Here is a 12,017-nt window from a genome sequence, read left to right on the forward strand (position 1 = left end):
CCCTTATCTGTCATGAATGGTTTGTCGTGATTAAGCAATCGGCTTCACCGGCTCACCTTCGACTTCTTCAAGTTGTGCTGCAGGCTTGCCTGAATTTTTCAGACGTTTTTCCCAGAAGTCCGCGTTTTTGATACCCAGTTTCACTGGATCAAAAGTGAACTCTTTGACGCCCGCTTTCTGTTGCGCTTCGTAATCTTTCAGCGCTGCCAGGGCAGGTTTCGCCATGAAGAAAATGATCAGGATGCCGACAATGTTCAGCCACGCCATCAGGCCAACACCCACATCACCCATGGCCCACGCCAGGTTTGCTGTTTTCACCGTGCCGTAGAATACTGCAGCAGTCAGAACCAGTTTCAGCGCGAACATCATGCCCGGAATTTTCACAGAGCGACGGATGTAGGCAATGTTGGTTTCCGCAATGTAGTAGTACGCCAGAATCGTGGTGAAGGCGAAGAAGAACAGTGCAAAGGCAATGAACGGCTTACCGAAACCAGGCATGGTGCTTTCAATTGCCATCTGGGTGAAGACCGGACCGTTGGCTCCAATATCGGCCGCCAGGTTTTGTACCAGGAAGGTCCCTTCTGCACCACCGTGAACGTTATACGCACCGGTGATGATGATCATGAAGGCCGTCGCAGAACACACCAGCAGCGTATCGATGTAGATTGAGAACGACTGAACCAGACCTTGCTGTGCCGGGTGCTGGACATCAGCCGCCGCAGCAGCGTGTGGACCTGTACCCTGACCGGCTTCGTTCGAGTAAACACCTCGTTTTACACCCCAGCCAATTGCGGCACCCACACCGGCCATTGGCGTGAAGGCATCACCCACAATCATTCCGATAACCGTTGGCACCATATCGATATTCAGCAGGATGATAACGAACGCAACCACGATGTAGGCCAGCGCCATGAATGGCACGACAATCTGGGTGAAGTTCGCAATCCGCTTCACACCACCGAAGATGATGAAAGCCAGGATAATCGACACGATAGTACCGGTGATGATTTTCGCCAGACTGATGGTGCCCATCGTGGTTTCAATCATGCCGCCGGTACCAAACGCAGCTTCAACCGCGTTACCGATACTGTTGGACTGAACACCCGGTAGCATCACACCACAAGCAATCACCGTCGCGATGGCAAATAACCAAGCGTACCACTTCTGGCCCATCGCTTTTTCGATGTAATAGGCCGGGCCGCCACGGAACTGGCCGTCTTCATCTTCTTCTTTGTAAATCTGCGCCAACGCAGATTCAGTGTATGCAGTCGCAGCACCCAGGAAGGCAACAACCCACATCCAGAATACGGCACCTGGACCACCAAATCCGATCGCGGCAGCAACACCTGCGATATTACCGGTACCTACACGTCCTGACAAAGAAACGGCGAGTGCTTGAAAAGAGGAAATACCTTGGTCAGAACTTTTACCGGAAAGCAGCAGACGCCACATTTCACGAAAGTGACGGATTTGTACAAAACGCGTGGTAATGGAATAAAACAGACCCGCACCAAGGCACAAATAAATCAGTACCGGGCTCCATATAATTCCGTTCAAAAAATCTACTAACGACTGCATTAAAAATCTCCCTGTCTTATAGATTATGGTTAATGCTCAGTCAGTATAATAAGCAGATTGTAAGTTAAATGTTAAGGGTTTTATTTTGTCACTCAATTCAGCGTGAACTCCAGCACACTTATACAACAATAAAACAACACTCAGGGGGTTCTTCTTTATGTACCAGATCACATAGCTATTCATTCTAATGTGCATAAATGACCCAAAGATTCGATTTGTTCAGTTAATAATCAAACAACCAGTTTTTATGTTATTGATCACACTTATCTCAGCATTTAGACAGTCTTTCGCACCATTTCGATAAGTTTAAAGAACAAAGTTTATACGAAATGAGTGCAATTCATCGTCCAGTTTTGCCAAGTAAAATTTTATGCTATGCAAACTCGTATTCCAGTGAATTCTAAGAACCACCTGCCTAGAGTGTGTTTACATCACAATCATGGATTAATTGAATTCATCCGTAACGAATGATTCATGAGATCGGCTCTACTATGCGTAACATCTTGGCGGGTTGATAGCGCCTGTCCGGCTGTCAGATGCTTGCTGTCAGTCTGTGGCAGAATATGCAGTTTGTCATGAGCGGGATGAGACAGATAAAAAAAGCGCGGTTGAAGCAACCGCGCTTTTCGTCGAGGGCTTACTCAGCAGACTGAGATTAAACGTCGTAGGTGGTCGACGAGATATCGCCGCCTTTACCGGTCCAGTTGGTGTGGAAGAACTCACCCCGTGGCTTGTCGGTACGCTCATAGGTGTGCGCACCGAAGTAGTCACGCTGTGCCTGCAGCATGTTTGCCGGCAGACGTGCTGTGGTGTAACCGTTCAGGAACGTCAGCGCAGAAGACATACATGGCATTGGCAAGCCCGCTTCAAACGACTTGGCAACCACTTTACGCCATGCCGGCAGACAGTTTTCCAAAATCTCTTTGAAGTACGGATCCAGACCCAGGAACGCCAGCTCAGGATTGGTTTCAAACGCGTCACGGATGTTACCCAGGAACGCACTGCGGATAATACAGCCGCCACGCCACATCAGCGCTACGTTACCGTAGTTCAGTTCCCAGCCATTCTCTTCAGATGCTTCGCGGATCAGCATGAAGCCTTGCGCGTAAGAGATGATTTTCGACGCCAGCAGCGCCTGGCGCAGGGCATCAACCCATTGCGCTTTGTCACCTTCAATGCTGCTGATTGGGTTATTGAACAACTTCTCGGCTTCCACACGCTGCTCTTTCAATGAAGACAGGCAACGGGCGAATACAGAGTCCGTGATCAGCGTCAGTGGGATCCCGTGCTCCAGGGCATTGATCCCGGTCCATTTACCGGTCCCTTTCTGGCCTGCCGTGTCGAGAATTTTCTCAACCAGCGCTTCACCGTCTTCATCTTTATAGCCCAGGATGTCGGCAGTGATTTCGATCAGGTAGCTGTCCAGCTCAGTTTTGTTCCACTCAGCAAAGATCTGCTGCATCTCATCATGAGACATACCCAGACCTTCTTTCATGAAGTGGTACGCTTCGCTGATCAGCTGCATGTCACCATATTCGATCCCGTTGTGAACCATTTTCACAAAGTGGCCGGCGCCTTCTTTACCCACCCAGTCACAACACGCTTCACCTTTGTCGGTTTTGGCAGAAATCGCCTGGAAGATCGGCTTCACATGTGGCCATGCTTCCGGATCGCCACCCGGCATGATCGAAGGTCCGAAACGGGCACCTTCTTCACCGCCGGAAACACCTGCGCCAACATAGCGAATGCCTTTTTCACGTAACGCGGCATAACGACGATTGGTATCAGGATAATTGGTGTTCCCGCCATCGATGATGATGTCACCCTCTTCCAGCAGTGGCACCAAGTTATCGATGAACTGATCAACCACATCACCCGCGCGAACCATCAACATCACTTTGCGCGGACGCTCCAGCTGGTCGACCAGATCCTGCAGCGAGGTTGCACCCACAATGTTGCTACCCTTCGCCGGACCGTTCAAAAACTCGTCAACTTTCGACACGGTACGGTTGTACGCAACCACTTTGAATCCGTTGTCGTTCATGTTCAGGATAAGGTTCTGGCCCATTACCGCCAGGCCAATTACACCAATATCTGCTTTCATTTCATACTCCTCACGCTAGCTCTTGGGCTGCTTCTGAATCTAAATACCACTCTGTCAGGCCGTCAATGGCCTTCACTTGGGCAGCCGGATAAGCTGTCGCTTGCTCCGCTTCGTCATGAATCTCTTTAATTACTGAGGCCTTGCTCGCGCCCATCACCAGATAAGTGATGCGCTTGGCATGGCGGATCAGGTGTGCGGTTTTGGTCACCCGGATCTGACGATTTTCCGGATGTGCCGCAATGGCTGCGATCTCAGTGGTGTCGTAGTCGGTCTGGCCTGGGAACAGTGACGCCGTATGGCCGTCGGTGCCCATGCCCAGAATCACCCAGTCAAATGCCGGGACGCCCTCTTTCAGGGGGATCTCTGCCAGCATTTCTTCGGCAAATCGACCCGCTTCTTCGGCGGCGAAGTTCTCGCCACGGATCCGGTGAATATTTTCCGCCGGAATCGCAATGTGATCAAACAGCAGGGCTTTGGTTTTACCATAGTTGCTTTCCGGATCTTCCGGACCCACACAACGCTCGTCACCCCACCAGAAATGCAGGTTCTGCCAGGCAATCGACTCAGCCCATGGCGACTGAGCCAGGGTTTTAAACAGCAGGGCCGGCGTGCTGCCGCCCGACAGTGAAATATGGACCGGACGATTTTCCTTGCCGTAGGCCAACAAGGTTTCAGCCAGTGACGTTACGACATGATCAGGTGTTTCAAATACTTGATAGTTCATCATTATAACTCGCAGTAGTCGGTATCTGTCAGGTTCTTACATGGGAAGCGCCATTCACGCTGGTCGTTCGCCAGCAATGTGTCGGCTTCCTTCGGTCCCCAGGTACCCGCCGCATAGCCATAAAGATGCTCAGGATTCTCTTTATATTCGAGGATCGGCTGAACATATTTCCAGCAGGCTGTGACTGCATCGGAACGGGCAAACAGGGTCGCATCCCCTTTCATCGAGTCCAGCAACAGACGCTCGTAAGCCGTCAGCATGTTGGTCTCTTCCAGGCTCTCATAATGAAAATCCATCGAAACTTCTTTCGATTCAAAGCCTGCGCCCGGTTTTTTGAGGCCAAATCTCATTAAAATGCCTTCATCCGGCTGAATGCGGATAATCAGCTTGTTCTTCGGTGCGTTGGCACTGAACATCGGATGCGGGGTTTTCTTAAAGTGAATCACGACTTCCGTCACCCGGGTTGGCAAACGTTTACCTGTCCGGACATAGAAAGGCACGCCGCTCCAGCGCCAGTTGTCGATGAACATTTTCAGACCGACATAGGTCTCGGTCCGGGAGTCATCGGCCACACCCTGCTCTTCACGGTAACCCGGCAGGTGATCGCCGCGAACATCGGAAGCCGTATACTGACCCAGCACCAGGTTATTGTGCAGATCGCTTTCCGACAGTGGCTGGAAGCTGTTCATCACCTTGACCACTTCGTCACGCATGGAGTCGGCATTAATCGCTGCCGGTGGCTCCATCGCCACCATCGACAACACCTGCAGCAGGTGGTTCTGGAACATATCCCGCACCGCACCGGCACCGTCATAGTAGCCGCCACGCTCTTCCACACCCAGGAACTCCGCAGCCGTGATCTCGACATAGTCGATGAAATTACGGTTCCACAGCGGCTCAAACATCCCGTTGGCAAAACGGAACACCAGCAGGTTTTGCACGGTTTCCTTGCCCAAGTAGTGATCGATGCGGTAGATCTGGTGCTCTTTAAAATGCTGATGCAGTTTGTCATCCAGTACTTCTGCGGAAGCCAGATCATAACCAAATGGTTTTTCCACAATCAGACGCTTCCAGCCCTGAGACTCATCATTCAGGCCGTGGGCAGCCAGACATTCCGGGATCACGCTGTAAAGGCTTGGTGGGGTCGCAAGATAGAAGGTGGTATTACCCTGAGTGTCGTATTGTTGACCCAGGTCATCGAGGCGATGTTTCAGTTGCGCGTATTCTTCGACATCAGACGTATTGACCGCCTGGTAGTAAAGGTGCTGACAAAATGCTTCCAGCGTCGCTTCGTCGACTTTTTCCGAAGCCACCAACGCGGCTTTCAGCTTGTCTCTGAACGCTTGGTCAGAATACTCGGTCCGGCTGACACCGAGAATCGCGAATTTTTCTGAGAGCAGGCCGTTGGCATAGAGGTGGTAAAAAGCGGGGATCAATTTCCGATGAGTCAGATCGCCTGACGCACCAAAAATAACAATGCAATTATTTTCTGGCTTAACCATGAGTTTATCCATTCAGATCACACATACGGTGAACGCGTTCCTGATGGACCGAGATATTAACATCTAAATTAATATGAGATACATGGTTTTGCCTATTATTTTAATAGGCAAAACCTAATATTTTGCTTTACAGTATATGCAATATCTGGCATTAAATGTCTTAATCCGCTGTCAAACTGATGATAAATTCACCAACTCCCGCGTATACGCATGTTGTGGCTCCGTAAACAGCTGCCGGGTTTCCCCCTGCTCCACCACTTCTCCATTCCTTAATACCAGCGTGTAATGACACAAAGATTTCACAACGTGTAAATCATGGCTAATAAATAAGTAACTCAGTCCATGCTTCTGCTGCAGCTTCTTCAGCAGCGTCAGCACCTGAAACTGCACCGTGCGATCAAGCGAAGAGGTCGGCTCATCAAGCAGGATGAACTCGGGCTTCAGCACCAGTGCCCGAGCAATCGCGATTCGCTGCCGCTGACCGCCGGAGAACTCATTCGGAAAGCGGTGGCGGGTGGCCGGATCCAGTTCAACTTCACGCATCGCCTGACAAATCACTGCATCCGCGACCTCATCTGAAATCGCCTGATGGACTTTCAGCCCTTCTCCGATGATCTGCGCCACCGACATCCGCGGATTAAGCGCCGAGAACGGGTCCTGAAACACCACCTGTAACCGGCTCCGGTAAGGCAGCATCTGCTTGCGATTCAGGGTCGAGATATCATGCCCGTCAAATTCGATTCGCCCTTCACTGTGCAGTAACTTTAATAAAGCCATCCCCGTGGTCGATTTACCGGAACCACTCTCGCCCACCAGCCCCACACTATGGCCGCGACGCAAAACGAAACTGACGTCCGTCACCGCTTTGATATGATCCCGAACCCGCTTGAGGATCCCACCGGTGACGGGAAACCAGACCCGCAAGTGATCGACCGTAAACAACGCAGGTGCCTGCGTATCGACCGGGACCGGCTGACCGCTGGGATCGGAATTGATCAACTTCACCGTATACGGATCAGAAGGATGGGTGAAAATGATCTCCCGGGTATTGGTTTCAACCAGTTTACCCAGTTGCATCACGGCCACACGATCCGCAATCCGGCGCACGATACTCAAATCATGGGTGATGAACAGCATCGCCATCCCCATTTCCTGTTGCAGATCTTTGAGCAGCTCCAGGATCTGCGCCTGGACCGACACATCCAGTGCCGTTGTCGGCTCATCAGCGATCAACAGCTCCGGCTCGTTAATCAGCGCCATGGCGATCATCACCCGCTGACGCTCTCCCCCGGACAGTTCATGCGGATAGGCCTGCATCCGCCGTTCCGCGTTGCGGATCCCGACTTTTTTCAGCCAGTTCAACGCCCGCTTCTCGGCCACGTTCTGCCGGGTGCCATGGTGAATCGCCAGCGTTTCACACAGTTGGCGACCAATTTTGTGCAGCGGATTGAGCGACATCATCGGCTCCTGAAAAATCATGCCGATCCGGTTGCCACGGATCCCGCGCATTTCCCGCTCGCTGCAGGCAAGCATGTCGATGCCGTCGTAGCGGATCTGACCGCCGAGATAGTGGGTCGATGATTTCGGCAGCAGGCGCAAAATGGCATTGGCCGTCACAGACTTGCCCGAGCCGCTTTCCCCCACCAACGCCAGTGTCTCCCCTCGGCGGACCGACAGACTGACTTCCTGCGTCACCTGACTCACGCCGCCGCCGGTCTGAAAACCAACGGATAAATTTTCAATGGTTAGTAATGGTTTCGCCATAATTCATCTCTGATGATGGGGATCAAAGGCATCCCGGACCGCTTCACCGACAAAGACCAGCAAGCTGAGCATAATGGATAACACCACGAAGGCCGACAGCCCCAGCCAGGGCGCCTGCAAATTAGTTTTACCCTGCGCCAGCAACTCGCCCAGCGACGGCGAGCCAACCGGCAGACCGAAGCCCAGAAAATCCAGCGAGGTTAAGGTGGTCACCGAGCCGCTGAGAATGAAGGGCATCATGGTCAGCGAGGCAACCATGGCATTTGGCAACATATGACGCAACATGATCCGGCCATCGCCGACTCCCAGCGCCTGCGCGGCACGGACATAATCGAAATTGCGGCAGCGAAGAAACTCGGCGCGCACCACGCCCACCAGTCCCATCCAACTAAACAGCACCATAATCCCGAGTAGCCACCAGAAATTGGGCTCGACAAAGCTCGAGAGAATGATCAGCAAAAACAGCGTCGGCATCCCCGACCAGACTTCGATAAACCGCTGACCGAACAGATCCACCCAGCCGCCGTAATAACCCTGGCAGGCACCAACAATCACCCCAATCACCGTGGAGATCAGCGTCAGGGCGAAACCAAACAACACGGAAATACGAAAGCCGTAGATGATCCGGGCCAGGACATCCCGCCCTTTATCATCGGTCCCGAGCCAGTTCACACCATCCGGTGGCGACGGCGCCGGGCCCGGCAGATTGTAGTTAATGGTGTCGTAGTGAAAACGGATCAGGGGCCAGATCATATAGCCATCTTCCTGAATCAACTCCGCCACGTACGGGTCGGTGTAATCAGCGGCCGACTCAAACTCGCCGCCAAACTCGGTTTCGGCATATTCCGTGACGATCGGCAAATACCAACCACCGTCGAACCGGATCAGCAGCGGCTTATCATTGGCAATCACCTCTGCGAACAAGCTGATCACAAACAGCAGGCTAAACAGCCATAACGACCAGTAGCCCCGTTTGTTGGCCCGGAATCTGGCCCATCGTTCCTGGGTTAACGGGTTCATTTTCACTAGCGCGCCTCAAAATCAATCCGGGGATCCACCAGGGTGTAGGTGATATCGGAGACAATATTCAGGATCAGACCGAGCAGCGTCATAATATAGAGAGAGCTGAAAACCACCGGATAATCCCGTTGGATGGTGGATTCAAAGCCCAGCAGTCCGATCCCCTCCAATGAGAACATCACTTCAATCAGCATGGCCCCGGTAAAAAAGATGCTGATAAATGCGGCTGGAAACCCGGCGATGATGATCAGCATCGCGTTGCGAAACACATGGCGGTACAAAATATTCTGCTCGTCCAGTCCCTTGGCCCGGGCAGTGACCACATACTGTTTGTTAATTTCATCCAGAAAGGAGTTTTTGGTCAGCATCGACAAGGTGGCAAAGCCGCCAATCACCATCGCGAAGATCGGCAACGTCAAGTGCCAGAAGTAGTCGATGATCTGCTGATACCAAGTCAGCTGGTCAAAATCAGTCGATACCAAACCGCGCAGCGGAAACCAACTGAAGTAGTTGCCGCTGGCAAAGAAGATAATCAATAAAATCGCGAACAGAAATCCGGGAATGGCATAGCCGACAATCACCACCGCACTACTCCAGATGTCAAACCGGGAGCCGTGGTGCACCGCTTTAGCGATCCCGAGCGGGATCGACACCAGGTAGATAATCAGGGTACTCCACAACCCAAGTGACACCGAGACCGGCAGTCGCTCGATAATCAAATCAATCACGTTGCCGCCACGAAACAGGCTCTCGCCAAAATTAAACGTGGCGTAGTTTTTCAGCATCTCCCAATAGCGTTCGTGAATGGGTTTATCAAAGCCGAACTGCTGCTTGATGGCTGCCACGACCTCGGGATCCAGCCCCCGTGAGCCCCGGTAGCCACTCCCGCTTTCTTCCTTCGCCGCGGCCTGTACTTCCTGACCGCCACCGGTAAAACGCTCCATAATTCCGGAACTGCGCCCTTCCAGCTTGGCCACCGCCTGCTCGACCGGGCCGCCCGGTGCAATTTGGATCACAAAAAAGTTAATGGTGATAATCGCCCACAAGGTGGGGATCACCAAGAGTAATCGACGGATAATATATGCTGACATCTTCCCCTACCCCGACAACTGAAGCGCGCCTATAACTGTGACCGCTAACGACGCTCGACCGGTAGCTTGGAAAGTTTGGCAGCGTCTATCCACCAGGTATCCAGCCCCAACGCGAATTTCGGCCGCACTGCCGGACGAGCAAATTTATCCCAGGCCGCCACCCGGAACTTGCTGATGTGCCACTGCGGCATCACGAAGAAGTTCCACTGCAACACCCGATCCAACGCCCGCCCTAAATTCAGCAAAGCCTGTGGGTTTTCCTGATTCTTGGCAATTTCTGTCGTGAGATAGTCAATCGCCGGATTGTTTACCCCCGCCGTATTGTAGGTGCTGTCGATATACTGACTGTTCCACACAATCAGTAAGTTCGGGCTGGGGTAAGCGTTGGCGCTGTACCCGCCCGAAACCATATCAAAGTCCCGATCCCGCAGACGCTTGGTGAACTGAGTAACATCCACGGTGCGGATCTTCATCTCAATTCCCATCAGATTGAGGTTTTTCTGGATCGGAATGGCCAGGCGCTCCGTGGTCGGACTGTAAATCAGCAGCTCAAACGTGAATGGCTCACCGGTCTTGGTGTAGGTCATCACCCGATTTTTGACTTCCCAGCCGGCTTCTTTCATGAGTTGCAGTGCTTTACGGACTTGCTGGCGAATTCGCCCGGAACCATCGGTGACCGGGGGCTGGTATTCAGCCGTAAACACCCGTGGTGGGATCTGGTCCTTAATTGGTTCAAGCACAGCACGCTCGGCATCACTCGGCAGCCCATCGGCTTCGTAATCCGTATTCTGGAAATAACTACGGGTTCGGGTGTATTGGTTATAGAACAGGCTCTTATTCATCCACTCAAAATCCATCGCGTAGTTCAGGGCTTCACGAACCCGCGCGTCGCGGAAATACGGGCTTTGGGTATTAAAGACAAAGGCCTGCATCGCCTGCGGGATCTCATGCGGGATTTCTTCCTTCACGATATAGCCCTTGTCGAAGTTCGTCCCTTCATACATGGTGGCCCAGAACTTCGCCACGTTTTCCTGGCGGAAATCGTATTCCCCTGCTTTAAATGCTTCCAGCGTGACCGTTTCATCCCGGTAGTAGTCATAGCGTTTAGTCTGGAAGTTATGGCGCCCCACATTGACCGGCAGTGCTTTGGCCCAGTAATCCTCCACCAGGGTATAAGTCACGCTCTGACCGGGCTGATAATCAGTCGCTCGGTAGGGCCCGCTCCCCAGTGGCGGCGTGGTCAGCGGCTCGCTGAGATTTTTGTCCTGCCAGAAATGCTTCGGCAGCACGTTCATTCCCTGGACCAGGGAGAATAAAGTTTCGCGGCCGGGCGTTGCCATCTCAATCCGGGCGGTCAGCTTAGATTTCGCCGTCACAGAGCGCACGTCCTTATAGTAGACGCGGAACTGCGGCACCCCTTCTTTCATGAACTTATCAAAGGTAAAGGCGACATCTTCAGCGGTAATGGCATGGCCGTCATGAAAGCGGGCCTTAGGATTGATATCCACTTCCATCCAGGCATAGTTGTCGGCGTAGCGCACTTTTTCGGCAATCAGCGGATAGTAGCTGTCAATCTCATCAGCTGCGGAGACAAACAAGGTGTCATAAATTTCATCGGCCCCGGCGACCGACACTCCCCGACTGGCATACCGGTTGAAGCTGTCATAGGAGCCCACTTCGGCAAAAGTCACCGTGCCGCCTTTCGGCGCGTTCGGATTGACGTAATCAAAATGGGTAAAGTCACTGGAATATTTTGCACTGCCGAAACCGACCAAGTTGGTCGACTCAATCACTTCAGCCGCCTGCAGGCTCCCGGCGGCACACCACAGCATCCATATGAATGGTATCGTCTTCTGCATCTGCCTCTCCCTGACTGCGCATCATTCCCGAAGGTAAAAAAGTTCAAGTTATCATTATTCTACGATAGGACAGGAATCAAGTTTCAACAATGCCCAAACGACAGATGGTGTCACTTCAACGCGCTTCGATCCCTGACTTGCGAAAGCGGACGATACTTTTACAAATGTGATGTGTCGCGGAATAATACCACCCAATAAGCATCAAGGCACATATAACCCCTCACAATCTGTTGTCCTTGTATTCATCCGGAGCTGTCTCAGGTTTGTCATACTGGTGCCCTAGGCTATCAGCAACTAGACTTAAGCCGATTTGACCGTGAACAGCAAACCACAAGCGCGGGAGAAGTCAGGATCAGTAGCTGATTAGGTCAGACG

General features: G+C 52.4%; 8 protein-coding genes. All 8 read right to left on the bottom strand.

Annotation, left to right across the window (positions count from 1 at the left end; genetic code table 11):
- Positions 1-30 precede the first annotated feature (30 nt).
- The 8 genes from NH461_RS09825 to NH461_RS09860 all read right to left on the bottom strand — a co-directional run bounded on the left by NH461_RS09825 (position 31) and on the right by NH461_RS09860 (position 11,615).
- Positions 31-1,578, bottom strand: a complete 1,548-nt coding sequence (locus NH461_RS09825) for an alanine/glycine:cation symporter family protein (protein WP_261600179.1) — start codon at positions 1,576-1,578, stop codon at positions 31-33.
- Positions 1,579-2,233: 655 nt separating this feature from the next.
- Positions 2,234-3,682: a decarboxylating NADP(+)-dependent phosphogluconate dehydrogenase gene (gnd, locus tag NH461_RS09830; RefSeq protein ID WP_261600180.1), complete on the bottom strand. Its 1,449-nt coding sequence runs from the start codon at positions 3,680-3,682 to the stop codon at positions 2,234-2,236.
- A 10-nt stretch (positions 3,683-3,692) separates the two neighbouring features.
- Positions 3,693-4,409 carry a 6-phosphogluconolactonase gene (gene pgl, locus NH461_RS09835; protein WP_261600181.1) on the bottom strand — a complete coding sequence of 239 codons (717 nt, stop codon included), beginning with the start codon at positions 4,407-4,409 and terminating at the stop codon, positions 3,693-3,695.
- A complete protein-coding gene (gene zwf, locus NH461_RS09840) occupies positions 4,409-5,908 on the bottom strand; it encodes a glucose-6-phosphate dehydrogenase (protein ID WP_261600182.1) in 1,500 nt (499 codons plus the stop codon). Before zwf ends, pgl begins: the two co-directional genes overlap by 1 nt.
- Positions 5,909-6,079: 171 nt before the next feature.
- Positions 6,080-7,672, bottom strand: a complete 1,593-nt coding sequence (locus NH461_RS09845; protein WP_261600183.1) for an ABC transporter ATP-binding protein — start codon at positions 7,670-7,672, stop codon at positions 6,080-6,082.
- A gap of 3 nt (positions 7,673-7,675) precedes the next feature.
- Positions 7,676-8,692: an ABC transporter permease gene (locus tag NH461_RS09850; RefSeq protein WP_261600184.1), complete on the bottom strand. Its 1,017-nt coding sequence runs from the start codon at positions 8,690-8,692 to the stop codon at positions 7,676-7,678.
- A gap of 5 nt (positions 8,693-8,697) precedes the next feature.
- Positions 8,698-9,783 carry a microcin C ABC transporter permease YejB gene (locus tag NH461_RS09855; protein ID WP_261600185.1) on the bottom strand — a complete coding sequence of 362 codons (1,086 nt, stop codon included), beginning with the start codon at positions 9,781-9,783 and terminating at the stop codon, positions 8,698-8,700.
- Between the two features lie 44 nt (positions 9,784-9,827).
- Positions 9,828-11,615, bottom strand: coding sequence for an extracellular solute-binding protein (locus NH461_RS09860; protein WP_261602878.1), 1,788 nt, complete (start codon positions 11,613-11,615; stop codon positions 9,828-9,830).
- Positions 11,616-12,017 lie beyond the last annotated feature (402 nt).

This window comes from Photobacterium sp. TY1-4 (genome assembly GCF_025398175.1).
GTDB lineage: Bacteria > Pseudomonadota > Gammaproteobacteria > Enterobacterales > Vibrionaceae > Photobacterium.